The organism is Pseudomonas sp. SDO52101_S400 (assembly GCF_054071635.1).
In genome coordinates this window covers 1-23,256 of record NZ_JBSVWF010000066.1, presented here as the reverse complement: position 1 = coordinate 23,256, position 23,256 = coordinate 1, and the positions used below count along the sequence as shown (strand labels likewise).

At 60.3% G+C, this 23,256-nt stretch carries 22 protein-coding genes; 16 read left to right on the top strand and 6 right to left on the bottom strand.

The window, feature by feature from the left end; all coding sequences use genetic code 11:
* Nucleotides 1-92: 92 nt before the first annotated feature.
* The 4 genes from ACW9HX_RS25190 (at nt 93) to ACW9HX_RS25175 (ending at nt 2,816) form a co-directional block, all read left to right on the top strand.
* Nucleotides 93-659, top strand: a complete 567-nt coding sequence (locus ACW9HX_RS25190) for a TetR/AcrR family transcriptional regulator (RefSeq protein WP_192558074.1) — start codon at nt 93-95, stop codon at nt 657-659.
* Nucleotides 660-711: 52 nt separating this feature from the next.
* Complete coding sequence (locus tag ACW9HX_RS25185; RefSeq protein WP_457382669.1) at nt 712-1,191, top strand: nuclear transport factor 2 family protein; 480 nt, start codon at nt 712-714, stop codon at nt 1,189-1,191.
* A gap of 216 nt (nt 1,192-1,407) precedes the next feature.
* Complete coding sequence (locus ACW9HX_RS25180) at nt 1,408-1,929, top strand: hypothetical protein (RefSeq protein WP_457382668.1); 522 nt, start codon at nt 1,408-1,410, stop codon at nt 1,927-1,929.
* A gap of 107 nt (nt 1,930-2,036) precedes the next feature.
* A complete protein-coding gene (locus tag ACW9HX_RS25175) occupies nt 2,037-2,816 on the top strand; it encodes a TSUP family transporter (protein ID WP_457382667.1) in 780 nt (259 codons plus the stop codon).
* Here ACW9HX_RS25175 and nudC read toward each other — a convergent pair.
* From nudC to ACW9HX_RS25160, 3 genes are all read right to left on the bottom strand, one after another.
* Nucleotides 2,784-3,614 (bottom strand): NAD(+) diphosphatase, encoded by an 831-nt coding sequence (nudC, locus tag ACW9HX_RS25170; protein ID WP_457382666.1) that lies wholly within the window; start codon nt 3,612-3,614, stop codon nt 2,784-2,786. The genes ACW9HX_RS25175 and nudC overlap by 33 nt on opposite strands.
* Before the next feature lie 6 nt (nt 3,615-3,620).
* Nucleotides 3,621-4,433 (bottom strand): crotonase/enoyl-CoA hydratase family protein, encoded by an 813-nt coding sequence (locus ACW9HX_RS25165; RefSeq protein WP_085709995.1) that lies wholly within the window; start codon nt 4,431-4,433, stop codon nt 3,621-3,623.
* Between the two features lie 82 nt (nt 4,434-4,515).
* Nucleotides 4,516-5,289, bottom strand: a complete 774-nt coding sequence (locus ACW9HX_RS25160) for a methyltransferase domain-containing protein (protein WP_457382665.1) — start codon at nt 5,287-5,289, stop codon at nt 4,516-4,518.
* Nucleotides 5,290-5,445: 156 nt separating this feature from the next.
* Here ACW9HX_RS25160 and ACW9HX_RS25155 point away from each other — a divergent pair, with 156 nt between their 5' ends.
* The 3 genes from ACW9HX_RS25155 to ACW9HX_RS25145 all read left to right on the top strand — a co-directional run bounded on the left by ACW9HX_RS25155 (nt 5,446) and on the right by ACW9HX_RS25145 (nt 7,273).
* Nucleotides 5,446-5,979, top strand: coding sequence for a tetratricopeptide repeat protein (locus ACW9HX_RS25155; RefSeq protein ID WP_457382664.1), 534 nt, complete (start codon nt 5,446-5,448; stop codon nt 5,977-5,979).
* A 62-nt stretch (nt 5,980-6,041) separates the two neighbouring features.
* Nucleotides 6,042-6,527 (top strand): RNA polymerase sigma factor, encoded by a 486-nt coding sequence (locus ACW9HX_RS25150; RefSeq protein ID WP_141401792.1) that lies wholly within the window; start codon nt 6,042-6,044, stop codon nt 6,525-6,527.
* Complete coding sequence (locus ACW9HX_RS25145; RefSeq protein WP_457382663.1) at nt 6,524-7,273, top strand: anti-sigma factor family protein; 750 nt, start codon at nt 6,524-6,526, stop codon at nt 7,271-7,273. Before ACW9HX_RS25150 ends, ACW9HX_RS25145 begins: the two co-directional genes overlap by 4 nt.
* On the opposite strand, the gene ACW9HX_RS25140 is transcribed toward ACW9HX_RS25145, so the two are convergent.
* On the bottom strand, nt 7,263-9,536 hold the full coding sequence (locus ACW9HX_RS25140; RefSeq protein WP_457382662.1) for a hypothetical protein: 2,274 nt from the start codon (nt 9,534-9,536) through the stop codon (nt 7,263-7,265). The two genes, ACW9HX_RS25145 and ACW9HX_RS25140, sit on opposite strands and share 11 nt — an antisense overlap.
* Nucleotides 9,537-9,756: 220 nt before the next feature.
* Between ACW9HX_RS25140 and pncA the strand changes: the two genes are divergently transcribed.
* Nucleotides 9,757-10,383, top strand: coding sequence for a bifunctional nicotinamidase/pyrazinamidase (gene pncA / locus ACW9HX_RS25135; protein ID WP_457382661.1), 627 nt, complete (start codon nt 9,757-9,759; stop codon nt 10,381-10,383).
* Between the two features lie 39 nt (nt 10,384-10,422).
* On the opposite strand, the gene ACW9HX_RS25130 is transcribed toward pncA, so the two are convergent.
* Together ACW9HX_RS25130 and ACW9HX_RS25125 are read right to left on the bottom strand one after the other, a co-directional pair.
* Nucleotides 10,423-11,724, bottom strand: a complete 1,302-nt coding sequence (locus ACW9HX_RS25130) for an ATP-binding protein (RefSeq protein ID WP_457382660.1) — start codon at nt 11,722-11,724, stop codon at nt 10,423-10,425.
* A gap of 4 nt (nt 11,725-11,728) precedes the next feature.
* Complete coding sequence (locus ACW9HX_RS25125) at nt 11,729-12,430, bottom strand: response regulator transcription factor (protein ID WP_007960391.1); 702 nt, start codon at nt 12,428-12,430, stop codon at nt 11,729-11,731.
* A 262-nt stretch (nt 12,431-12,692) separates the two neighbouring features.
* Between ACW9HX_RS25125 and ACW9HX_RS25120 the strand changes: the two genes are divergently transcribed.
* From ACW9HX_RS25120 to ACW9HX_RS25085, 8 genes are all read left to right on the top strand, one after another.
* Nucleotides 12,693-13,850, top strand: coding sequence for an efflux RND transporter periplasmic adaptor subunit (locus ACW9HX_RS25120; RefSeq protein WP_457382659.1), 1,158 nt, complete (start codon nt 12,693-12,695; stop codon nt 13,848-13,850).
* 15 nt (nt 13,851-13,865) lie between these two features.
* Complete coding sequence (locus ACW9HX_RS25115) at nt 13,866-16,964, top strand: multidrug efflux RND transporter permease subunit (protein WP_457382658.1); 3,099 nt, start codon at nt 13,866-13,868, stop codon at nt 16,962-16,964.
* A gap of 79 nt (nt 16,965-17,043) precedes the next feature.
* On the top strand, nt 17,044-17,685 hold the full coding sequence (locus tag ACW9HX_RS25110) for a DUF1345 domain-containing protein (protein ID WP_457382657.1): 642 nt from the start codon (nt 17,044-17,046) through the stop codon (nt 17,683-17,685).
* Nucleotides 17,686-17,838: 153 nt separating this feature from the next.
* Nucleotides 17,839-18,867, top strand: a complete 1,029-nt coding sequence (locus ACW9HX_RS25105; RefSeq protein WP_457382656.1) for a LacI family DNA-binding transcriptional regulator — start codon at nt 17,839-17,841, stop codon at nt 18,865-18,867.
* 164 nt (nt 18,868-19,031) lie between these two features.
* The gene (locus ACW9HX_RS25100) at nt 19,032-19,814 is read left to right on the top strand and encodes a sugar phosphate isomerase/epimerase family protein (RefSeq protein WP_457382655.1); all 783 of its coding nucleotides are present in this window, start codon (nt 19,032-19,034) and stop codon (nt 19,812-19,814) included.
* Nucleotides 19,807-20,826 (top strand): sugar kinase, encoded by a 1,020-nt coding sequence (locus tag ACW9HX_RS25095; protein ID WP_457382654.1) that lies wholly within the window; start codon nt 19,807-19,809, stop codon nt 20,824-20,826. The genes ACW9HX_RS25100 and ACW9HX_RS25095 overlap by 8 nt, the downstream gene beginning before the upstream one ends.
* Nucleotides 20,827-20,892: 66 nt before the next feature.
* A complete protein-coding gene (locus ACW9HX_RS25090) occupies nt 20,893-22,191 on the top strand; it encodes an MFS transporter (RefSeq protein ID WP_457382653.1) in 1,299 nt (432 codons plus the stop codon).
* A 21-nt stretch (nt 22,192-22,212) separates the two neighbouring features.
* Nucleotides 22,213-23,190: a 2-hydroxyacid dehydrogenase gene (locus tag ACW9HX_RS25085; protein ID WP_457382652.1), complete on the top strand. Its 978-nt coding sequence runs from the start codon at nt 22,213-22,215 to the stop codon at nt 23,188-23,190.
* Nucleotides 23,191-23,256 lie beyond the last annotated feature (66 nt).

Sequence of the window (23,256 nt, the reverse complement as noted above, 5' to 3'; positions counted from 1 at the left end):
TCGCATTTCAAATGTGGGATCGAGCCTGCTCGCGAAAGCCATTTCAAAATCAGCGCTTGACCAAGGAGAACGATCGTTCTACTGTTCGCCACATGAACGAAATCACAAGCAACGACACGACTCGCGACATCATTCTGGATGTCACCGAAAAGTTGATCTACAAAAGTGGCATCGCTGCCACCGGCATGGATCTTCTGGTGAAAACCGCCGGTGTCTCCAGAAAGAGTATTTACCGCTACTTCGCCAACAAGGAGGAGTTGACGGTCGCCGCCCTGCAGCGCCGCGATGTACGCTGGATGCACTGGTACAGAAGCGCCGTCGATCAGGCCGAAACCCCGGCCGATCGCCTGCTCAACCTGTTTACCGTGCTCAAGGGCTGGTTCGCCTCGGAAGGCTTCCGGGGCTGTGCCTTCATCAATACCAGTGGCGAGACCGGCGATCCGCAGGATCCGGTGCGCCAGGTCGCCAAAGACCACAAACAGAAGCTGCTCGACTACGTGTGCGAGCTGTGTACCGAACATGGTGCCGAAGACCCGCAATTGCTGGCCAAACAGTTGCTGATCCTGATTGACGGTGCCATTACCGTAGCGCTTGTGATGGGTGATCACAGTGCCGCCGATAATGCGCAATGCATGGCGCGAAAGTTATTGGACCTGTAAAGCCTCAATAAGCGACAAGTTGTTAAATCGTTAATTTGATCGGGAGACAAACATGTCTACTGCAGCCGAAGTGCGTCCGCCATTGCCACCCTTCAACCGTGAATCGGCGATTGAAAAAGTTCGTCTGGCCGAGGATGGCTGGAATTCCCGCGACCCGCACCGCGTATCGCTGGCTTATACCCTCGACACAAAGTGGCGCAACCGCGCCGAATTCGCCAACAACCGCGAAGAAGCCAAGGCCTTCCTGACCCGCAAATGGGCGAAGGAGCTGGATTACCGCCTGATCAAGGAGCTCTGGGCCTATTCCGATACCCGCATCGCCGTACGCTACGCCTACGAATGGCACGACGACTCGGGCAACTGGTTCCGTTCCTACGGCAACGAAAACTGGGAGTTCGACGAGCACGGCCTGATGTTCCAGCGTTATGCCTGCATCAACGACATGCCGATCAAGGAAAGCGAACGCAAGTTCCACTGGCCGCTGGGCCGGCGCCCGGATGATCATCCGGGGTTGTCCGAGCTGGGTCTGTAATCACGGAGCCCGCCACTCAGGATGGAAGCAGGGATGCTTCCATTTCGTGCTTTCCCCCCAAAACAACAATAGCCCATTGTTTTTATCGCAAAAGGTACTTATGGACTGTCAGTAATGACAGTAGCGACAACAGCAAATTCATCAAATCATTGTCATGCAACGAACGTGGCCGGTTGGACCCGCCCTCTCTTCTACCCATGACAATGAGCAACTGATATGACGCAAAATAATCTGGTCCCAAACGGTGATTTCGGCACCGGTGACTTTCGTCACTGGATTCCACGAAATTACGACACGCCTATGTCTGTCGTACGCCACAACGGTAACTACGTCGCACGTTTGGTCGGCGGTAGAAACCAGGGGCAGAATCTGGCAACCGAGCCCTTCCCCGTTCAGTCCGGTGCATTCGCTTTAAAATTCAATGTTCAGGCGCCCGAGGCTGTCCCGCTGCAAGACACCAAGGATCGAAGGTTTCACATCACCGATAGCGGCAAAGCTTCCAATCCACTGGTTCACGCATTTATCGTCTACACGCTTTGGGCGACCAACCGCAGCACTGGTGAAGCAGAAATCTGGTCAGGGTCGGAATATGTCGATCCAAAAACAAGAACGATTACGCTCAATGGCATGATTCGACCTGGCTTCGAATGGTTGGACATTTTTTTCGCCATTCCCAGCGATCCCTTTGGCAACAAAGGGCCGTACTTCATCGGCAATGTCTGGCTCTCGGTGGTGTAACAACTCCCTTCAGGCGCCGCTGGATCATTGAGGATCCCATTCGCGATGAACCGGTGTTACGGCTATGATGACCGCCCGCTCCTGCCCTGCCGAAATAAGCCGATTCCATGCCTTTCGATCTCAGCGTTGACCTCACCACCCTGGCCGTTCTGGCCCTTGTCGCTTTCATTGCCGGATTCATCGATGCCATCGCCGGCGGTGGTGGTCTACTGACCACGCCGGCGTTGCTCACCGCCGGTCTGCCGCCGCATCTAGTGCTAGGCACCAACAAGTTGAGTTCGACTTTCGGCTCGGCCACCGCCAGTTTCACCTTCTACCGTCGCAAGCTGTTTCACCCCAGGCAGTGGATGCACGCGATCTTTGGCACCTTGGTTGGCGCACTGACCGGCGCCATCGTCGCCCACTATTTGCCGGCGGAATGGTTGAACAAGATGCTGCCGGTGATCGTCTTCGCCTGCGGCCTGTACCTGTTGTTTGGCGGTACGCCGAAAGCACCGCTGGACAGCGACGCACCGATCAAGAAGAAGTGGCAATCGACTCAGGGCTTCAGCCTCGGTTTCTACGACGGCGTTGCGGGCCCCGGCACTGGAGCCTTCTGGACCGTCAGCAGCCTGCTGCTCTACCCGATCGATCTGGTCAAGGCCAGCGGCGTGGCGCGCAGCATGAACTTTGTCAGCAACATTGCGGCGCTGTCGGTGTTCGTGTTTTCCGGGCAGGTGGACTGGATCATCGGCCTGAGCATGGGCCTGTCGGTGATGGTCGGCGCGTTCTTCGGGGCGCGCACCGCGATCAGCGGTGGCGCCAAGTTCATTCGTCCGGTGTTCATCACTGTGGTGCTGGGGTTGACCGTGCGTCTAGCCTGGCAGCACTGGTTCAGCGTGGCCTAAGCGCCGCGCCACGTAGACGTCGATCAGGTAACGGGCAATCGATCTGGACGCCGGCAACGGCGGCAGATCGTGCACGTTGAACCACTGGGCGTCTTCGATCTCGTCTTCCTGGCAGACAATCTCGCCGCCAGCATATTCGGCATGGAAACCCAGCATCATCGAGTGCGGGAACGGCCAGCACTGGCTGCCCATGTACTGGATGTTCTTCACTTCGATGCTGACTTCTTCGCGCACCTCGCGGATCAGGCAATCCTCGGCCGACTCCCCAGGCTCCGCAAACCCCGCCAGCGTGCTGTAGACCCCGGTGACGAAACGCGGTGAGCGCGCCAACAGGACTTCATCGCCACGGGTCACCAGTACGATCATGCTCGGCGAAATGCGCGGATAACTGCGCAAGTCGCACGGCTGGCAATACATCGCCCGCTCCCGTGGCACCTGGGTCATGGCCTGGCCGCAGTTGCCGCAGAAACGGTGTTCCCGAGCCCAGGTGCCGATCTGCGCCGCGTAGCCCAGCACTTTGTAGATCGTGTGATCGCCGTCGAGCATGAACGCGCGCAAGCCTTTCCAGTTGCAGCCCGGCACCTCGCTGGTGCTGCGCAGTTCCAGCAGATACACCGGTTCACCATCAAGGTGACCGATGCCGTGCTCGGCGAGGATCGACAAGTCCTGGCGCTTGAGCCATTCCCGGGGGAACAGCGCGCCGTTGTCATCGAACAGAAAACCCTCGGGGCTGCGCGCGACGGCCCAGCCGCCGGGTTGATCGGTGTCCAGTACTGCGGTGGTCCAGCGAGATGTCATGGTTTCTCAGTCCAGAAATTCGGGTTTCTGTTTGCTCATATGGGCGGCCATGGCCACGCGCAAGTCGGTGGATTGCAACATGGCGGCGTTCCAGGTGGCAACGTACTCCAGACCATCGTCAATGCGATGGTCACGCATGTAGCTGATCATTTCCTTGGTGCCGGTGACCGCGATCGGCGACTTGCCGGCGATGTCCCGGGCAATGTCCATCACGCCTTCAATCAGGCTGTCCTTGTCGCTGTAGACGCGATTGACCAGCCCGATGCTTCGGGCCTCTTCGGCGCCAAAGGTACGACCGGTATAAGCCAGCTCACGCAGCATGCCGTCACCGATGATCCGTGGCAACCGTTGCAAAGTGCCTACATCAGCCGCCATGCCGATATCGATTTCTTTAATAGAGAATTGCGCATCTTCAGCGGCATAGCGCATGTCGCAGGCCGCAATCAGGTCGATGGCGCCGCCCAGGCAATAACCCTGAATCGCGGCGAGCACCGGTTTGCGGCAATTGTCGACGGCATTGAACGAGGCTTGCAGGGTCAGAATCTTCTTGCGCAGCAGGCGCGCGTTGCGGCCGACGTCTTTACCCAGCTCATTGGCCACGCCGGCCAGCATCATCAGGTCGATGCCCGAGGAAAAGTGTTTGCCGGCACCACTGAGCACCACCACCCGCACTTCGTCGGTGTCGTCGATCCACTGGAACACCTCAACGATTTCGCTCCAGAACGCGGCGTTCATCGAGTTGATCTTTTCCGGACGGTTGATCTGCACATGGGCGATGTTGTCGGCCAGTTCGACGCTGAAGGCGGTGTATTGAGTCATGGCAGAAATCCTTTACCGGTCTGAAAATGAGGCCTGAACTATATCAAGGCCTCAGAACGGCGGTTCGGCCAAATGCAGGACTCTAGCCGCCCTTCACCGCCACGAACGCTGCGGTCTCGTAAGGCACGGTCATCACATCCCTGCCCCGCAGCTCGGGATCCGAGGCGATCAACGCCCGAAGCTGCTCATCGATCCGGGCCCGCTCTGCATCCGGCAGCGCCGCGATGAAGCTGGTGGAACGTACCCGATTGAAAATCACATCCTCCGGCGAACCGGTATGACCATGGTGAAAGTGCTGTGTCTGCAACGGCCCGAACGCCGGATGCGGGAACACCTTGCGCCAGGCGCCGGTGTAGTAACGCGGGGTGTCACCTTCCAGAGCGTTGACGATCGCATCGAGCTTGGGCACCCAGCCGACCCTGGTATCGCGCAGGTTCCAGATCAGCCCGAGCTTGCCGCCGGGCTTGAGCACCCGGGCGATTTCGTCCAGCGCCTCGGTGCTGGCAAACCAGTGAAAGGCCTGGGCGCAGACCACGGCATCCACCGAGGCATCGGGCAATGGCAGATCCGTTGCCATGGCACTCACGGCCAACACATCGGGCCAATTGGCGGACAGTTTTTCCAGCATCTGCGCCACCGGCTCCACGGCAATCACCTGGGCCCCCGTCGCCACCAGCCGTCCGGTGAACTTGCCGGTACCGGCGCCGAGGTCGATAACAGTCTTGTGGCCATTCAGGTCCAGTGTCGTCGTCAGCCATTCGGTGACGGCCGGCGGATAGTCCGGCCGGCCTTTGATGTAGGTTTCGGCGGCAGTCTTGTAACTGGCGGCAGCCGAGTGGTGAACCTGATCTTTCATGGCGCGACTCCCAATGTGGACGGCGGATCGACGACAGACGTCAGGAGCATAGCGCTCGGGTTTGCGCTTTCCTTGAATGGCACCTGACAAAGCAATGAATAAAACTTCACCTTGCAGTGTTCAACATCAAACATGACCCACTATGGAGCCTTGCCCATGACTATCCGTTCCGTTATGTTCGCCGCCCCGTTGCTGATGGCCGCGATGTTGTCCAGCCCTTTGGCCCTGGCCCACGGCGATGAAGACGAGCCGGTGCAGAAACCCAACTGCCCGAAAGGCCAGGTGCTCGACAGCAAGACGCAGAAATGCGTCAGGCAGACCAGCAGCCTCGTACCGGACGCCGACCGTACCGACTACGCCTATCGCCTGGCCAAGGACGGTCGATATGAAGAAGCCCTCGCCTTGCTCGACACCCTGAAACAGCCGAACACCGCCAAGGCCCTCAACTATCGCGGTTACGCCACGCGCAAGCTGGGGCGCACCGACGAAGGCATCGGTTATTACCTGCAATCGGTGAAGCTTGATCCACAATACGCGCAAGTCCGCGAATACTTGGGCGAGGCTTATGTCATCAAGGGTCGCGTCGATCTGGCGCAGGAGCAGTTGCAGCACATCCAGAAGATCTGCGGCACGACCTGCGAGGAATACCGGGACCTGGCCGAAGCCATCAACGATTCATCGAAAACCTGACACGACACGCGGAGGCGAACATTTTCAGCGATCAGGCCTTCAGAGCCGAACTCGGACAACACCTGGCGCGCCTGTGGCGCTATGGCTTGCTGCTGTCGCGCAACCGGCACGTGGCCGAGGATCTGGTGCAAGCCACTTGCGTGCGGGCGCTTGAACGCTCGGGCCAGTACGTGGCCGGCACGCGCATGGACCGCTGGTTGCTGAGCATTCTGCATTCGATCTGGCTCAATGAAGTGCGCGCCCGCCGGGTGCGCCAGGGCCAGGGCGTGGTGGACGCCGATAGCCAGCTGACGTTCGACGGCGAATACGCCGCGCAGACCCACGTCATGGCGGCGCAGGTGATCCGCCGCGTCGATGCGCTGCCGGAAACCCAGCGCGAAACGGTGTACCTGGCCTACGTCGAAGGCCTGTCCTACCGCGAAGTCGCCGAGATCCTGCAAGTGCCGATCGGCACCGTCATGAGTCGCCTTGCTACCGCGCGCCTGAAACTGGCCGAATACCCACCGCTGCAAGCGGTACCTAACACCCCCGCAGGAGACCGGCAATGAATACGCCTTCCGACGAGCAACTGGTGGCGTATCTGGACGATGAACTGGACCGCGAACAACGCAGCCAGCTCGATAGCCTCATCGCCGAAGATCCGCTACTGAGTTTGCGGGTGCAATGGCTGAGCCGCAGCAACCTGCCGTTCAAGGCTGCCTACGACGAACTGGCGCAACAGGCACCGCTCGATCGCTTGCAGGCCCGGCTCGATGCCGCGCCATCACCGCAGAAGCCCGGTTTCAGCCGACGCTGGTTCCTCGGTGCAGCCGCTGCCGGCGCGGCGCTCGCCGGAGTGGCGGCAGACCGGTTGTTCCTGACCTGGCAAACGCAGCAAGCGCACAACTGGCGCGCACGGGTGGGCGATTACATGGCGCTGTATGTGCCGCAGACCCTCGAACACATGCCCACCGACGAGGCCTCGCAGTTGGCGCAATTGCGATCCGTCGATGCGCGACTGGGCCTGAGCCTTTCGCCAGCGAAACTGAAATTGCCCGGCGCCGTGTTCAAGCGTGCGCAAATACTCGAATACGACGGCGTACCCATTGCGCAGATCGTTTATCAGGACGCCAGATACGGCCCGCTGGCGCTGTGCGTGACGCGCTCGAACAGTGGCAGTCTTCCCGTGGAGCAGGAACGTCGACACAACATGAATGTGGTGTACTGGACCGTTCGCGAACATGCATGGATGTTGATCGGATACAACCCGACATCCGAGCTTCACGGTCTCGCCCGAACCCTGATCAATATTTAACTTTGATCGTGTCGAGGGAGAACCAGTCTGGTTTCGGACAGACAAGCCGGATGATTTTTATCCCATCTGCCTCATGCAGCAGGCTTTGTGGCGTGCTGTAGGACGTGCCGAGAAACTTGCTCGCAAGCAGGGTTCTGTCCGCAGACAGATACTCCACGAAACTGTCGTTATAGTTGACGCTTAAATGCCAGAAACTGACGCGGGAACAGGCTTTTTTCAACTCCAGCTCGAGGATCACCGACTCCGGAGGATTACTGTCGCGACCGATACTCAACACCTGTCCTTCAACCCGCCTGGAGAACGATTGGCCGATATCGGATCGTGGCATGATCGCGCACTCGCCACTGCCCGACACAAAACTGATTCGCAGGTTGGCGGTTTCCATGACGCCCCCCTTCGACACCACTTGCGCGCGCGCCAGCTCAAAGTCCTCCAATACATCGGTCGGCAGGTTCAGGACCTGATACTCGCGGGATTTGAAAACCACGGCGGAGCGCTCGTCGTTTTTACCGTCAAAAGCCACCTTCAGCTCCAGGACCACCGTGGTTTCCGGCTTGAATTTCAGCAGCAGATCACGCATCAGCGCATTGTCCAGACCGGCCGTTGTTTCCGGCGCCGTGACCGGAGCGCCCACGGCGATCGTGATCTCATAGTCCTTGTCATCGTGTCCGACACCGCATAGACGAAACCAGCGTAGCTGCCCCACAGCAATCGCCGGCCACGATTTGCAGGTTGCCTGAGCGTGCCCGCTGAATGCACCCAGATCGAGCATTTCATCACCCAGAGCCTGTGGCAACCCCGGGGTTGGCAAGCGCCAATCGGCGTCTTCGATCCTGTGGACGGTGACCTCCCGCTCGCCCGATGGCTGCGAGCCTCCTGCCCGCAGCAACTCCCAACCCAGTGTCATCGTTCCGCCGTGATTGGCCGCAAGCACTTCAGGCTTGAGTACAAAATTGGCACGGTGATTGTTGTTGAAGTTGACCGCCTTGAACACCGGTGAACCAAGCCCAGGAGCCCCGTTGACCACCAGGCGAGCCTGATCGCCGTCCTGGGCATCAAGGAACTCGACACGAGCGGTCACACCGTTGGAAAAGTCCAATGGATGAATCTTGTAGCCGGTCCCGACGAGGGTTGGAGGTAGCAGTTCACTGGTGGCGGCGCCAATGATGCGGACGGTCAACGTCTCGGAACGATCCAGCGGTACACCATCACTTACCCGGGTGTATCGAAATGTCGCCTTGCCGCCCGAAGCAGCAACCAGAGACTCGTTCGGTATGGAGAACGCGTACATGAACGGCTTGATCGTGACGGTCTTGATCAACGTCAATGACTGCACGTCACCGGTCGCATCCTGAAAGCGGCAGTCCAGACGAATGTCGTCACCTTTCATCCAGTTGCCTGTGCCTGACACGTACACCTGCGCAGTCGCGGACCTGCCGGCAAGCTTTTTGAGGTCGATCGTATCGGGGTCATCTTCGTCGTCGGCCGGGTCTTCACTGACAATCGGCGAGTCGTTCCATATCCCCAAAAGATTGACGTACAAAGATAATGCGACCGAGTACGGATTGTTGGTGTCCGGACCATTGCCAACACAATCCCACACCGTGAACTTCAACGAAAAATCCGCCGCGTCGCCCGCTTTGATAAAGGTCGCTTCATCGATCAAGATTACCAAAGGCTCTCCGCTATCGACGTCGGCCTGGGTCACAAGCCGCGTCAGGATCACGCCGTTGCAATCAAGTTGTACGTTGTCGAAAGCCCTCATCAGCGGATAGAAAAGCGTGGCAGCAACGCCTTCCCGTGCCCGTTCGGGATTGACGCCTTCATCGAGGACCACTTGCTTGACGCTCAGCTGCAGCTCCGAATGCCCCTCCTCCTCGGGAAAACGATCCACCAGCCCCGGACGGTTACGGTGGAACCAGACCTGCAACGGGTATGAAGTTTCAATCTCGACGCCGCCTCGTTCCAGGCCGTAGTCCAGCGTGTTAGGCCCATCCTTCCAAAGCTTTGCCTGTACATACAGGACCGCGCGCTGGTCCTCCTCCCCAATGGCAATCGGTTTGGTTGCCACTACAACACCGTCAAGTCGCAAGACAAGCCTGTCATCCACAACCATACCCGCTGGTGGGACGATGAAAACCTTGACCCCCTCTGGATAGAGATGAGTCAGCGCCAACGGCAAACCTGCATCGGCCGGTGGCGTTGTGAACACCGGTTGTTTCATACCGGGAATATGAGGTTGAACGAGTGTAGGGACGGCCATCGTCTTCAGTCCTTTGCCAGCAGATCGAAAGGGATTGATCAATGCAGGATCGCGTTGCCGACATCAGATACCTCTGCGGCGATGGCCACAACTGTCATATCTGACAGGTGTTTTCTCGAAGAAAATGATCAAGAATTGCTGTGAATTGCGCGCGCCCGATCAAGCGTACGAAGCACGCTGTACTATGCTGGACCAATGGCTTTTCAAGTAAGGATTACCGATGTCGAACACGCCTCGTAGTGCATTGCTGGTCATTGATGTACAGAACGACTTCATTCCCGGCGGCCAACTGCCGGTGCCCGAGGGAGATCGGATAGTGCCGTTGATCAACGATCTCGCCTGCCAGTTCAAACAGGTCGTGATCGCACAGGACTGGCACCCTGCAGGCCATGCGTCGTTCGCCTCCAGTCATCCCGGCCACAAGCCCTACGACGTGATTCAATTACCCTACGGCGAACAGACCCTCTGGCCGGACCATTGCGTGCAAGCTACCCGGGGTGCCGAACTCCACCCGGAATTGAACCTGCCCCATGCACAACTGATCATCCGCAAGGGCTGCAACCCGGACATCGACAGCTATTCGGCGTTTCTGGAAGCGGACCGCGTCACGACCACAGGTCTGGCGGGTTATCTAAAGGAGCGCGGCATCGACACGGTGTACCTGGTCGGGCTGGCGCTGGATTTCTGCGTGATGTTTTCCGCGCTGGATGCGCGGGCGGCGGGGTTCAATACGTTTGTCGTGCTGGATGGGTGTCGGGCGATCGATTTGAATGGATCGCTGGCGTCGGCGATCGAGCGGATGCAAGTGTCCGGGGTCGGGTTGATTCAGTCCACTGAGTTGCTCTGATCACTGATCGCTCCCGTGTCATGCACGGGAGCGATCGAATCAAACCGGGGTCGGCAACCAAAGCCTGAACCGCGCCCCACCCAACGGCGAGCTTTCCACCGTCAACGTCCCGCCCTGCGCTTCCAGTGCCCGACGGCTGATCGCCAGCCCCAGGCCAAATCCGCCAGTGGCTCGATCCCGGCTGCGGTCCAGTCGATAGAACGGTTCGAAAATCCGCTCCCGCTCATCTTCCGGAATACCGATCCCATCATCGTCCACCCAGATCTCACAGCCTTTCGGGCAGACCTGCACACCGATCTGAATGCGTTTTTCGCAGTAACGCATGGCGTTGCGCAACAGGTTTTGAATCGCGCGGGCGGTCAGGCGCGGGTCGAGGGAGAAGCGTTCCAGTTGATTGTGCAGCAGCACGTCGATGACGATTTCCGGGGACTCCAGCTCCTCGTCGACGCTGCCCAGAATACTGTCGATGAACTCGTCCAGCGCCACCTCGACCTGTTCCGGCAGACGCGCCGGGTTTTGCAGGCGGCTGTAGGACAGCAACTCCAGCACCAATTCATCGAGTTCACGAATGTGCGCGACCAGACCTTGCAGGCGTTCACGACTGGTTTGCGGCAAATCATCGGACAACGCCAGCGCCAGGCCGAAGTCCAGACGGGTCAGCGGCGTACGCAGTTCATGGGACACCGCGTTGAGCAAGTCACGCTGCTGGTTGAGCAGGTTTTCGATGTCGCCGGCCATGGTGTCGAACACCGTGGCCAGGCTACCGATGTTCGAACTCGAGCCGATTTGCGTACGTTCGCTCAAATGGCCTTTACCGAAACGTTCGGCAGTGCCCTTCAGGCGTTCAAGATCACGCCAGTGCGGCCGCAGCCACAGCAACAGGCACGCCAGCAAACTCGCGCCGATCAGGACGTTGATGCTCCAGTACAGCAAGTTCACGTCCATCGGGTCCGGCGGCACCACCATTTGCACGGCCACCTGATCGTTCAGCGGCGTCACCGCCAGCGTGCGCCAGCCCCAGTCGCCGATGCGCACCACGTTTTCGCCACGACGCAGGCGTTCTTGCTCGATCGGGGTGAAGTCGGCGTTATCGATGCGGGCGAGGACGATGTGCAGCGGCTGGAAATCCTTGTCCATCGACGCGGCGACCGCCGGCCACTGATCTTGTGGCACCGCGCGAAACTGCTTGGTGATCAGCGATTGCAGGCCACGGGAATAGTCGAGGTTGTAGGTGACGAACCGCTCCCTGAACGCCATCACCACCAGATCCGGCACCAGATAGATCGCCGCGCTGTAGGAAACGATCGTCACCAGATAAAGGCGAAACAGGATTCTGAACATCGACTCAGCATTCCCACTCGGAACGGCTGAACAGGTAACCCTTGCCCCACACCGTCTTGATCTTGCGCGCTTCACCCGCATGGTCATCGAACTTGCGCCGCAGCTTGGAAATCGCCACGTCCACCGAGCGATCGGTGCCGTTGAACTCTATACCGCGCAAGCGCTGCAGGATCTGGTCGCGGCTCAGCACTTCACCGGCGTGACGGGCCAGCACCACCAGCAGGTTGTATTCGCCGCTGGACAGCTCCACCGGTTGCTCGCGCCAGGTCACGGTGCGCTCCGACAGGTCGATGCACAGATTGCCCATCAGGATGCGATCGTTGGCGGTCATCGGCTCGCCAAGGCTGCTGCGGCGCAACAACGTGCGCACTCGCGCCAGCAGGACTCGTGGCTCGCAGGGTTTGGTCACGTAATCGTCGGCGCCCATTTCCAGGCCCAGCACTTGGTCGTGGCTGTCATCGCGGGCGGTGAGCATCAGGATCGGCAGCGTTGCCGAGTCGGCGCGCAACAGGCGACACACCTGCAAACCGTCGAGGCCCGGCAGCATCAGGTCGAGAATCACCAGATCCGGCGGATTGAGCCGCGCCCGTTCGCGCACATGGTCGCCACGACCGATCACGCTGACGGAATAGCCGTTGCGTTCCAGGTAGCTGGAAATCAGTTCGGCGAGGGCGGTGTCGTCTTCGACCAAGAGGATGTTGGGCATTGATGATCCAGAAAGTGCTGTGGCGACTCATCATCCGCTATCGCGAGCAGGCTCGCTCACACAAGGGACTGTATTCCAGATGTGGGAGCGAGCCTGCTCGCGATGCTTTATCTGTCGCAATAAATATCAAGGCGTAAAGGATATACGCCCTCACTCGTCCCTGAGCAAAACCCTTACACAATTTCACACAGCACCTACAAAGCTTCACCGCTACCTTCGGTGCCGGGCCGTAGGATGCGCACATCAATATTGGGGGTTGTACATGTCGAAGAATCTGCTGGCCGGGCTCGGCCTGATCGCATTGGCGTTGACGCTGAGTGCCTGTGGTAAATCCTCGAGCACTGAGGAAGAGGCGCCACCGGCCACCGTGCGGGTTGAAACCCTTGAAGCACGCCCCCTGTCGATCAGCAGCGAACTGAGCGGGCGCATTGCCGCGCCGCGTATTGCCGAAGTCCGCGCCCGAGTGGCCGGCGTCGTGCTGCAACGCACCTATCGCGAAGGCAGCGACGTGAAAAAGGGCGACGTGCTGTTTCGCATCGATCCGGCGCCATTCAAGGCTGACCTGGACAGCGCCGAAGCGGCCCTGCGCAAGGCCGAAGCCAACGCGTTCCAGGCAAAACTGCAGGAACAACGCTACGCCCAGTTGATCGACGACAAGGCCATCAGCGCTCAAGACTACGACAACGCCCGCGCCAACGCCCGGCAGACCGCCGCCGACGTCGCCGCCAACAAGGCTGCCGTCGAGCGCGCCAAACTGAATCTCGGTTACGCCACCGTCACCGCACCGATTTCCGGGCGCGTCGGTCGTGCCCTGGTGACCGAAGGCGCGCTGGTCGGCCAGAACGAAACCACGCCCATGGCACTGATCCAGCAACTGAACCCGATCCACGCCGACCTCACCCAGTCGACCCGTGAGTTGAATGAGTTGCGCCGGGCCTTCCGTTCCGGCCAGTTGCAGCAGGTCGGTCAGGATCAGGTCAAGGCCACGCTGATCCAGGACGACGGCAGCCTCTATCCTCTGCCGGGCAAGTTGCTGTTCAGCGACATCACGGTCGATCCGGGCACCGGGCAGATCATCCTGCGCAGCGAATTCCCCAACCCGGACCTCGATCTGCTGCCCGGCAGTTATGTTCGCGTACGTCTGGAACAAGGCGTGATTCAACACGGCCTCACCGTTCCCCAGCGCGCAGTGCAACGTGACAGCGCCGGCATCGCCCAGGTGCTGACCGTCGACGATCAGATGCGCGTCGCCCAGCAACCAGTGCAGCTCGGCGCCGTGCAGAACGACCGCTGGATCGTCACCGGTGGCCTCAAGCCCGGCGATCGCATTGTCATCGAAGGCCTGCAACACGCCCGTCCGGGCGAAGTGGTGCAGATCGACGACACCCCTCTTCCACTTGCCCAGACCTCTGGTCAGTAAGCAGGACGCTCTTCTATGCCGCAGTTCTTTATCGACCGCCCGGTGTTCGCCTGGGTCGTCGCGTTGTTCATCCTGTTGGCCGGTGCGCTGGCCATCCCGCAATTGCCGGTGGCGCAATACCCCGACGTTGCGCCGCCGCAGATCGAAATCTATGCCGTGTACCCCGGCGCCTCGGCGCAGACCGTTGACGAGAGCGTGGTCAGCCTGATCGAGGAAGAGCTCAACGGCGCCGATCATCTGCTGTATTTCGAATCGCAAAGCAGCCTCGGCAGCGCCACGATCAAGGCGACGTTCCAGCCAGGCACCAACCCGGAACTGGCGCAGGTCGATGTGCAGAACCGCCTCAAGGTGGTTGAGTCGCGTCTGCCGCAAGCGGTGAACCAGCAAGGTTTGCAGGTGGAGAAAGTCTCCGCCGGTTTCCTGCTGCTGATAACCCTGACTTCCAGCGACGGCAAGCTCGACGACGTAGCGCTCAGCGATTACCTGGCGCGCAACGTGATGAACGAGATCAAGCGCATCGACGGCGTCGGCAAGGCCCAGTTGTATGGTGCCGAGCGGGCGATGCGGATCTGGGTCGATCCGCAGAAGCTGATTGGTTTCAACCTGACGCCGGCTGACGTCAACGCCGCCATCGTTGCGCAGAACGCACAGGTCTCGGCGGGCAGCATCGGTGATTTGCCAAATCCGAGCACTCAGGAAATCACTGCGACGATTCTGGTCAAGGGGCAGCTGTCGACGCCGGAAGAGTTCGCCGACATCGTGCTCAAGGCCAACCCGGACGGTTCCACCGTGCGCATCAAGGATGTGGCACGGGTCGAAATCGGCAGCCAGGAATACCAGTTCGGCACCCGTCTGAACGGCAAGCCTTCCACCGCCGTCGGCGTGCAACTGGCACCGGGCGCCAACGCGCTCAGCACCGCCACGCTGATCCGGGCGAAGATGGATGAACTGTCGCGCTACTTCCCGGCGGGTGTGGAGTACAAGATTCCCTACGATACTTCGCCGTTCGTGAAGGTCTCGATCACCAAAGTGGTCTACACCCTCGGCGAAGCGATGCTGCTGGTGTTCGCGGTGATGTTCCTGTTCCTGCAGAACATTCGCTACACGCTGATCCCGACGCTGGTGGTTCCGGTGGCGCTGATGGGCACCTTCGCGACGATGCTGGCGCTGGGTTTCTCGATCAACGTGCTGACCATGTTCGGCATGGTGCTGGCCATCGGCATTCTGGTGGACGACGCCATTGTGGTGGTGGAGAACGTCGAACGAATCATGGCCACCGAAGGCCTGTCGCCGAAAGAAGCAACGCGCAAGGCGATGCAGCAGATTACCGGCGCAATCATCGGCATCACGCTGGTGCTGGTGGCGGTGTTCATTCCGATGGCGTTCATGCAGGGTTCGGTGGGCGTGATTTACCGGCAGTTCTCGCTGTCGATGGCGACCTCGATCCTGTTCTCGGCGTTCCTCGCCCTGACCTTGACCCCGGCGCTTTGCGCAACCTTGCTCAAGCCGATTGCCAAGGGCGAACACCACGAGAAAACCGGGTTCTTCGGCTGGTTCAACCGCCGTTTCGAGCAACTGACCGATCGTTATCAGGGCTGGGTCGGTTACGCGTTGAAGCGCACCGGGCGCTACCTGTTGATCTACGTTGTGCTGCTGGTCGGTCTGGGCCTGTGCTTCGCGCGCCTGCCCTCCTCGTTCCTGCCGGTCGAGGATCAGGGGTACACCATCACCGACATCCAACTGCCGCCCGGTGCGAGCAAGAACCGCACCGTGCAGGTAGTCGAGCAGATCGAAGCGCACAACGCCGGCGAACCGGGCGTGGGCGACAGCACCGTGATTCTCGGTTTCAGTTTCTCTGGCAGCGGGCAGAACGCCGCGCTGGCGTTTACCACGCTCAAGGACTGGTCGCATCGCGGCAGTGACGACTCGGCAAGCTCGATTGCCGACCGCGCCAACATCGCCCTGAGCCAGATCAAGGACGCCGTGGCATTCGCAGTGCTGCCGCCTCCGGTTGATGGTCTGGGAACATCCAGCGGCTTTGAATTCCGCCTGCAGGATCGCGGCGGCCTCGGTCATGCGACCTTGATGGAGGCGCGCACCCAACTGCTGGCCGCCGCCGAGAAAAGCCCGATCCTGATGAACGTGCGTGAAAGTGCCCTGGCCGAAGCACCGCAAGTGCAGCTGGAAGTGGACCGTAAACAGGCCAACGCCCTGGGGGTTTCATTCGCCGACGTCGGTAACGTACTGTCCACTGCCATCGGCTCCTCGTACGTCAACGACTTCCCCAATCAGGGGCGGATGCAGCGCGTTGTCGTGCAGGCCGAAGGCGACCGTCGCAGTCAGGTCGATGACTTGCTGAAGATGCACGTGCGCAACGACGCCGGGAAAATGGTGCCGCTGTCGGCGTTCGTCCGAGCCACCTGGACGCAGGGCCCGGCGCAACTGACCCGCTACAACGGCTACCCGGCGATCTCGATTTCCGGCGAACCGAAACCCGGCCACAGCACCGGCGAAGCCATGGCGGAAATCGAACGTCTGGTGGCTCAGGGGCCGAAAGGTCTGGGTCAGGAATGGACCGGTCTGTCGCTGCAGGAACGTTTGTCCGGCAGCCAGGCGCCGATCCTGCTCGGCCTGTCGCTGCTGATCGTGTTCCTGTGTCTGGCGGCGTTGTACGAGAGCTGGTCGATTCCGACTTCCGTTTTGCTGGTGGTGCCGCTCGGCGTGCTCGGTGCGGTGCTGGCGGTGACTCTGCGCGGGATGCCCAACGATGTGTTCTTCAAGGTCGGGCTGATTACTATCATCGGTCTGTCGGCGAAGAACGCGATCCTGATCATCGAGTTTGCCAAGAGCCTGTATGACGAAGGTCATGACCTGATTGACGCTACGCTGCAAGCGGCGCGTCTGCGGTTGCGGCCGATTGTCATGACTTCGCTGGCATTCATTCTGGGCGTGGTGCCGCTGGCGATTGCTACGGGCGCCAGCTCGGCGAGCCAGCAAGCGATTGGCACCGGGGTGATTGGCGGGATGATCACAGCGACATTGGCGGTGATTTTCGTGCCGGTGTTCTTCGTTGTCGTGATCAAGCTTGTGCGCCGGTTCACCAAGCCTGATTGATCGAGCGCTCCCGGCGCGGTGGCCAGAGGTCGCCGCGCTGGGCTAAGGTGTCTGAACCACCCTGGCCCATCGAGTCCCCATGCGCTTCCTCGCCCGCACCCACCCTCGCCTATCTGCCGCCGCGTTGCTCGGCCTTGCCGCCGGCCTCCTGGCCCCGGCGGAATCCGTCATCAGCAAAATCCTCATCGGCTGGAACGCCGGGGTCTGGACCTATCTGATCCTGATGTTCTGGCTGACAGCCCGGGCAAAAGCGCCGGACGTCAAACGCATTGCCGAAGTCGAGGATGAGAACGCCGGACTGGTGCTGTTCGTCGTGTGCATCGCGGCCCTGGCCAGCCTCGCCACCATCACCTTCGAACTGGCCGGCAGCAAGGATCTGGAAACCACCCGCAAACTCCTGCACTACGGCTTCACCGCGCTGACCGTGATCGGTTCGTGGCTGCTGATCGGGGTGATCTTCAGCGTGCACTACGCCCGGCTGTTTTACACCTGGGACGGCAAGGAGCCGGCGCTGCGCTTTTCCGAAGGCCTGACAACGCCCAACTATTGGGACTTTCTGTATTTCTCGTTCACCATTGGCGTCGCCGTGCAGACGGCGGATGTCGGCGTGGCCACGCGGGAGATACGCAAGATCGTGCTGGCGCAATCGTTGATCGGGTTTGTTTTCAATACGGCGATTCTCGGGTTTTCGATCAACATCGCGGCCGGGCTGTTCGGCTGATATCAGATATTCCCCATTGAGCGCCATTTGTCGGCGACTGATGAATTTCCTCCGATCATTCACTTGACGATCCAATCGCTTCTGGTGTTTCCTGAAACCGGTTTCAGATACAGATAATCTGACCTGACAAATCCAATAACAAGGTTTCAGACCGTGAACGATTTCTCCGCCGCCCAGCGCAGCCGCGTCACCATGCTCGACGTCGCCGAACACGCTGGCGTGTCCAAGGCCAGCGTCTCGCGCTTTATCGGCGATGACCGTGCCCTGCTCTCCGATGCCATTGCCCAGCGCATCGAGCAGGCGATTGCCGAACTCGGCTACCGCCCAAACCAGATGGCTCGAGGCTTGAAACGTGGCCGCACCCGTCTGATCGGCATGCTGGTGGCCGATATCCGCAACCCTTATTCCATTGCCGTGATGCACGGGGTGGAAACCGCCTGCCGCCGGCACGGCTACAGCCTGGTGGTGTGCAACACCGACCGCGATGATGAGCAGGAACGCCAGCACCTGGCGCTGTTGCGCTCGTACAACATCGAAGGGCTGATCGTGAACACCCTGGGCCATCACCGGGATGAGCTGGATGAGCTGAAGCGGGAAATGCCGCTGGTCTTGGTGGATCGCAAGGTCGACGGGCTCGACAGCGACATGGTCGGGCTGAACAACCCACAAGCCGTCGAAATGGCGCTCGAACATCTTCAGCAACGCGGCTATCGCGATGTGCTGCTTGTGACCGAAGCCTATGACGGCACCAGTTCACGGATCGAGCGGGTCGGCAGTTTTCAGCAGCAGATTGGCCAGCGCAGAGACATGCGTGGCGCGGTGCTGGAAATCGGCTCGAGACTTTCTAACGATCTTCAAACCTTTTTGAACACAGCTGATAACGGCCCGAAAGCCCTGTTCTGCGCCAATGGCGTGGCGGCGCTGGCCTGCACCCTGGCCTTGCGCGAGATCGGCTGCCGGTTGTTCGAGGATATCGGGTTGATCGCGCTGGATGATCTGGATTGGTATCCGTTGGTGGGCAGCGGGATTACTGCTCTTGCCCAGCCAACTGCCGAGATTGGGGCGCAGGCATTTGAGTGTTTGCTCAAGCGGTTGCGTGGGAATGATGACGCGGCGCGGACACTGGATTTTGCGCCGGTGCTCATTGAGCGCGGTTCCACCCGTGGATTTTGTGGTGACTGACATGGCCTCTTCGTCGGATCACCGCCCGGAGCAAGCCCGCTCCCACAGGGGAACGCATTCCAAATGTGGGAGCGGGCTTGCCCGCGAAGAGGCCCGAAAGAGCACTGCACAACTTGATGGTTTTTTTTGATCAAAAATGAAACCGGTTTCAGAGGTAGATAACAATGAATAAACTCGCCGTCTCCATCAGCCTGTCCAGCTACGGCGCCGACCTTGTGCGCCGTCGTGGCCAAGGCTCGTTCATCGAATTGCTGGCCGCCGCCGGCGCCCATCGCATCGAATGGCGCGAAGAGTTGCTGACCAACGAAGTCCCCGAACAATTGGCCGCTGCGACACAAGCTGAAGGCCTGCAAAGCATCTATTCCTCGCCCACCGAGCTGTGGCTGGCCGGTCAGTCGCGGCCCAATCCCGAGCTCATCACAGCGTTGCAAAACGCCGAAGCGTTCGGCTCGAAGTGGCTGAAGGTTTCCCTTGGATTCTTCACCGACAACAACGATCTGCTGACGCTGGCGCAGATCCTTGCGCAAAGCCCTGTGCAACTGCTGGTAGAGAATGACCAGACCCTGCACGGTGGGCGGATCGAACCGTTCCAGCGTTTCTTCGCCGCTGCCGAGCAACACAACCTGCCGATCAAGATGACCTTCGATATCGGCAACTGGCAGTGGCAAGACCAGTCCGCCACCAGCGCCGCACGGTTGTTGGGCCGTCACGTCGGCTATGTGCATTGCAAAGCCGTGGCCCGCCGCGCCGACGGCAAACTGGTGGCCGTGCCGCCCGCCGCCACTGACCTGCATCTGTGGGAACAACTGCTGCGGCACATGGCCCAAGGGGTCATGCGCGCCGCCGAATACCCGTTGCAGGGCGATGACCTGGTGCAATTGACTACCGAACACGTTGCCGCCCTCGCCCGCCTCGGCCAATCCCGCCTGGAGCCTGCTCATGTCTGAGATCGATATTCTGTCGTTCGGTGAAACCATGGCCATGTTTGTCGCCGAACAGAGCGGTGATCTGGCATTCGTCGACCAGTTCCACAGGCGGATTGCCGGGGCGGACAGTAACGTCGCCATCGGACTGTCTCGACTGGGCTTCAAGGTCGCATGGCTGAGCCGTGTCGGTGCCGATTCGCTGGGGCGATTTGTAGTCGAGACCCTGGTCCGCGAGGGGCTGGATTGCAGCCATGTCGAAGTCGACAACGCTCACCCGACCGGTTTCCAGCTCAAGTCGCGCAACGATGACGGCAGCGATCCGACGGTCGAGTACTTCCGTCGCGGCTCGGCGGCCAGTCACCTTTCATCGAAGTCGATCACCCCGGCGCTGCTCGGCGCCCGGCATCTGCACGCCACGGGCATTCCGCCGGCACTGTCCGCCTCGGCCCGGGAAATGTCCCATGAGCTGATGACCCGCATGCGCAACGCCGGGCGCAGCGTGTCGTTCGACCCGAACCTGCGCCCGAGCCTGTGGGCCAGCGAACGGGAGATGATCCGCGAAATCAACCGCCTCGCTGCCCTCGCCCACTGGGTGTTGCCGGGGTTGAGCGAAGGTCGGCTGCTGACCGGGTTTGACGATCCGGCGGATATCGCCGCGTTCTATCTCGATCAGGGTGCCGAAGCCGTGGCAATCAAGCTCGGGCCGCAGGGCGCGTACTACCGCACACATCTGGATCAGGGGTTTGTTGCCGGTGTGCCAGTGGCTCAAGTCGTGGACACAGTCGGTGCCGGCGATGGATTTGCGGTGGGGATGATCAGTGCTCTGCTGGAGCACCAGAGTTTTCCCGAGGCCGTCAGACGCGCCAACTGGATTGGCAGCCGAGCGGTGCAGAGCCGTGGTGACATGGAAGGACTGCCGACCCGATCCGAGCTCTCAGCTGAACTGGAGGCCGTCAATCGCGAGCAGGCTCGCTCCCACAAGGGTTCTGAGTTGGAATCCGATCCAGTGTGGGAGCGAGCCTGCTCGCGATAGGGCCAGTGCAAACAACCCATTAATTGAACCTGCTGCGACAAAAACAACAAGCTCAGGAGCAAGACCATGAAAACCGCAACCCTCGCCACCCGCCGCTGGTGGTACATCATGCCGATCGTGTTCATCACCTACAGCCTGGCGTACCTGGACCGCGCCAATTACGGGTTCGCTGCCGCCTCCGGGATGGCCGCCGACCTGATGATCACCCCTGGCCTGTCCTCGCTGCTCGGCGCGCTGTTCTTCCTCGGTTACTTTTTCTTCCAGGTGCCCGGTGCGATCTACGCGCAGAAGCACAGCGTGAAGAAGCTGATTTTCGTCAGCCTGATCCTCTGGGGCGGGCTCGCCACGCTGACCGGCGTGGTCTCCAACGCCTATTGGCTGATCGTGATCCGCTTCATGCTCGGCGTGGTCGAAGCGGCGGTGATGCCGGCGATGCTGGTGTACCTGTGTCACTGGTTCACCCGCGCCGAACGCTCCCGGGCCAACACCTTCCTGATCCTCGGCAACCCGGTGACCATGCTCTGGATGTCGGTGGTTTCCGGGTATCTGGTGCAGCATTTCAGCTGGCGCTGGATGTTCATCATCGAAGGTTTGCCGGCGGTGCTCTGGGCGTTTATCTGGTGGAAGCTGGCCGATGATCGTCCGGCTCAGGCCAAGTGGCTCAGCGATCAGGAAAAGCACGATCTGGAAAGCGCTCTGGCCGCCGAACAGGTCGGGATCAAAGCGGTGAAGAACTACGCCGAAGCCTTCCGTTCGCCGAAGGTAATCATTCTGGCGCTGCAATTTTTCTGCTGGAGCATTGGCGTCTACGGCTTCGTGCTTTGGCTGCCGTCGATCCTCAAGGCCGGCGCGCAAATGGACATGATCGAGGCCGGTTGGCTGTCGGCGTTGCCGTATCTGGCAGCGGTGATCGGCATGCTGCTGGTGTCCTGGGGCTCGGACAAACTGCAAAAGCGCAAACGCTTCGTCTGGCCGCCACTGCTGATTGCTTCGGTGGCGTTCTACGGCTCCTACGCCTTGGGTGCGGAACATTTCTGGTGGTCGTACACGTTGCTGGTGATCGCCGGCGCCTGCATGTATGCGCCTTACGGGCCGTTCTTCGCCATCGTGCCGGAGATCCTGCCGTCCAACGTTGCCGGCGGCGCCATGGCGCTGATCAACAGCATGGGTGCGCTCGGTTCGTTCGGCGGCTCGTATCTGGTCGGTTACCTGAACAGCTCCACCGGATCGCCCGGCGCTTCGTATCTGTTGATGAGCGGCGCGCTGATGCTCTCGGTGGTGCTGACGATTTTCCTCAAGCCCGGCGCCAGTGACCGGGTGACGGCCAAGCGTGTCGCAGCGCGTCCGCTGCCGGCCCATTCCTGAATTGATAGAGAGATGACTGCGATGAAAAAGCAGGTTGTGCTGTACAAGAAACTGTCGCCGGCGTTGATGGCGCGTCTTGAGGAACAGGTCGATGTAACACTGATCGACAGCCTCGACGCCACGGGTCTGATGAAACTGCGCGACGCCCTGCCGGTTGCCCACGGTTTGCTCGGGGCGAGCCTGAAACTGGACGCGGCACTGCTCGATCTGGCACCGCGACTCGAAGTGATATCCAGTGTCTCGGTGGGCGTCGACAACTACGACATCGACTACCTGACCCGGCGCCGGATCCTGCTGACCAACACCCCGGACGTGCTCACCGAAACCACCGCCGACACAGGTTTTGCACTGATCCTGGCCACCGCACGCCGGGTGGTGGAGCTGGCGAACATGGTGCGCGGCGGTCATTGGCATCGCAGCATCGGCCCGGCACATTTCGGCACCGATGTGCACGGCAAGACGCTGGGCATCATCGGCATGGGGCGGATCGGCGAGGCGCTGGCCCAGCGGGGGCATTTCGGATTCGGGATGCCGGTGATCTATCACAGTCAGTCGCGCAAACCGGCGGTTGAAGAACGTTTCGATGCGCAGTACCGCAGCCTTGAGGATTTGTTGCAGCAAGCGGATTTCATCTGTCTGACGTTGCCGCTGACAGCGCAGACTGAAGGCTTGATTGGCGCCGAGCAGTTTGCGCTGATGCGTCCGGAGAGCATTTTCATCAACATCTCACGGGGCAAAGTTGTAGATGAGGCAGCAATGATCGATACCCTGCGCCATAACCGGATTCGCGCGGCTGGGCTGGATGTGTTCGAACGGGAACCCTTGAATCATGACTCGCCGCTGTTGCAGTTGAATAACGTGGTGGCGACGCCGCACATGGGTTCAGCGACCCATGAGACGCGCGAGGCGATGGCGCGGTGTGCGGTGGAGAATCTGTTGGCGGCGTTGGCCGGTGCAAAACCTGTGAATCTGGTGAATCCATCAGTGTGGCAAGGCTGAAACTCTGAGCGCTTGTACCTGCCCTATCGCGAGCAGGCTCGCTCCCACAGGTCTTGTGTAAACCGC

What these genes read in the sequence shown, in the direction of transcription:
- ACW9HX_RS25140 (WP_457382662.1), bottom strand. Translation starts at nt 9,536, where the DNA reads ATGGCCGTCCCTACACTCGTTCAACCTCATATTCCCGGTATGAAACAA.
- ACW9HX_RS25120 (WP_457382659.1), top strand. Translation starts at nt 12,693, where the DNA reads ATGTCGAAGAATCTGCTGGCCGGGCTCGGCCTGATCGCATTGGCGTTG.
- ACW9HX_RS25165 (WP_085709995.1), bottom strand. Translation starts at nt 4,433, where the DNA reads ATGACTCAATACACCGCCTTCAGCGTCGAACTGGCCGACAACATCGCC.
- ACW9HX_RS25180 (WP_457382668.1), top strand. Translation starts at nt 1,408, where the DNA reads ATGACGCAAAATAATCTGGTCCCAAACGGTGATTTCGGCACCGGTGAC.
- ACW9HX_RS25155 (WP_457382664.1), top strand. Translation starts at nt 5,446, where the DNA reads ATGACTATCCGTTCCGTTATGTTCGCCGCCCCGTTGCTGATGGCCGCG.
- ACW9HX_RS25125 (WP_007960391.1), bottom strand. Translation starts at nt 12,430, where the DNA reads ATGCCCAACATCCTCTTGGTCGAAGACGACACCGCCCTCGCCGAACTG.
- ACW9HX_RS25175 (WP_457382667.1), top strand. Translation starts at nt 2,037, where the DNA reads ATGCCTTTCGATCTCAGCGTTGACCTCACCACCCTGGCCGTTCTGGCC.
- ACW9HX_RS25090 (WP_457382653.1), top strand. Translation starts at nt 20,893, where the DNA reads ATGAAAACCGCAACCCTCGCCACCCGCCGCTGGTGGTACATCATGCCG.
- ACW9HX_RS25160 (WP_457382665.1), bottom strand. Translation starts at nt 5,289, where the DNA reads ATGAAAGATCAGGTTCACCACTCGGCTGCCGCCAGTTACAAGACTGCC.
- nudC (WP_457382666.1), bottom strand. Translation starts at nt 3,614, where the DNA reads ATGACATCTCGCTGGACCACCGCAGTACTGGACACCGATCAACCCGGC.
- ACW9HX_RS25145 (WP_457382663.1), top strand. Translation starts at nt 6,524, where the DNA reads ATGAATACGCCTTCCGACGAGCAACTGGTGGCGTATCTGGACGATGAA.
- ACW9HX_RS25185 (WP_457382669.1), top strand. Translation starts at nt 712, where the DNA reads ATGTCTACTGCAGCCGAAGTGCGTCCGCCATTGCCACCCTTCAACCGT.
- ACW9HX_RS25190 (WP_192558074.1), top strand. Translation starts at nt 93, where the DNA reads ATGAACGAAATCACAAGCAACGACACGACTCGCGACATCATTCTGGAT.
- ACW9HX_RS25085 (WP_457382652.1), top strand. Translation starts at nt 22,213, where the DNA reads ATGAAAAAGCAGGTTGTGCTGTACAAGAAACTGTCGCCGGCGTTGATG.
- ACW9HX_RS25115 (WP_457382658.1), top strand. Translation starts at nt 13,866, where the DNA reads ATGCCGCAGTTCTTTATCGACCGCCCGGTGTTCGCCTGGGTCGTCGCG.
- ACW9HX_RS25100 (WP_457382655.1), top strand. Translation starts at nt 19,032, where the DNA reads ATGAATAAACTCGCCGTCTCCATCAGCCTGTCCAGCTACGGCGCCGAC.
- ACW9HX_RS25110 (WP_457382657.1), top strand. Translation starts at nt 17,044, where the DNA reads ATGCGCTTCCTCGCCCGCACCCACCCTCGCCTATCTGCCGCCGCGTTG.
- ACW9HX_RS25130 (WP_457382660.1), bottom strand. Translation starts at nt 11,724, where the DNA reads ATGTTCAGAATCCTGTTTCGCCTTTATCTGGTGACGATCGTTTCCTAC.
- pncA (WP_457382661.1), top strand. Translation starts at nt 9,757, where the DNA reads ATGTCGAACACGCCTCGTAGTGCATTGCTGGTCATTGATGTACAGAAC.
- ACW9HX_RS25095 (WP_457382654.1), top strand. Translation starts at nt 19,807, where the DNA reads ATGTCTGAGATCGATATTCTGTCGTTCGGTGAAACCATGGCCATGTTT.